This window comes from Methylobacterium aquaticum (assembly GCF_001043915.1).
GTDB lineage: Bacteria > Pseudomonadota > Alphaproteobacteria > Rhizobiales > Beijerinckiaceae > Methylobacterium > Methylobacterium aquaticum.
The window spans coordinates 1-1,028 of the sequence record NZ_LABX01000415.1 but is presented as its reverse complement, the minus strand read 5'-3'; the positions used below and the strand labels follow the sequence as shown (position 1 = coordinate 1,028).

General features: G+C 53.7%; 1 protein-coding gene. It reads left to right on the top strand.

Translation table 11 applies throughout. The features are described from left to right. Window positions 1-647: hypothetical protein (locus tag VP06_RS37585; protein WP_197093349.1), on the top strand; the 647-nt coding region annotated here is incomplete at its 5' end. Between the last annotated feature and the right edge of the window lie 381 nt (window positions 648-1,028).

Below are 1,028 nucleotides of genomic sequence, written 5' to 3'. Positions count from 1 at the left end.
AAATGGCCGAGGAACAGAAAAAGCGCGGCAGGCCGCCCAAGCCGGCCGCTGAGCGCCGCCGCCACAACCAAACGTTTCGATGCACCGATGATATGCTCGCGAAGCTCCAGGCTGCTGCAGATGAGGGGCAGCGCTCATTGAGTGAAGAGGTTGAGCGCAGGCTTGAGACAAGCTTTCGAGAGCCGGAGATCGTGAATAAAGTAACTGAAATGGCGATGAACAGTATTATTGACACTACAATGAATAACGTTGTCGCCGATTGTGGCGGTCAAGACGGCTACGAAAGTGGAAGATTATTCGGAAGGGCTGTTGCTAACAGGCTAGAAAAAACCAAAAACACATTCGAGGGCGCTACGGAGCCGTGGTATAGGGATGCTCAGCAGATTAATTTTTTGCTGACCGAACTTAATGGTGTCAAAGAGTCTGTCATAGAAAGCTTGGCCCAGCAAAAAAGGCGCCGCAATCCAACAGATACCGAGTTGCTTCTTCAGATCATAGAGATTGCAAAAAACCTCGGCATAAAAACCGAAGGGCTTGGTGAGCGCGAGATTGTTATGAAAATCAGCGAATTTTATCAAAGTCGGAGTGGATCCAGCCCTGAAGACTGGCCCAACGATGAGCCCCCTATGCAGCAGAAGCATGGGTGAAAGTCAACTAGACGTCATTAGAAATCACCAGAAACCACGAAAAGCAATCAACGATAATTTAGCCTCAGGTGTGACTATACAATATTAGCGCGCCTCCCTTGGCCCGACGCGCGTTAAGCTGCCAGCAACCTCCGAGAGGTCGGTCATGGCAGTTGCATACCCGCGTCAGCTTTATCTCAGGGTCGATAAGCCCTTGCTGGCCGCCCTTGAGAAGGCGGCCGGTGATGCTGGCGAGAACATCTCCGCCTTCTCCCGGAAGCGCCTACGCGAAGCTGTAGGTCTCCCGCCGGAAGCGCCGATGGTCTCGGCCGATCGGAACCCGCGCTCTGACCGGAGGAGCGCGGCGTGACCGACATCGCAGAACTCGACATCCGCGCCCAC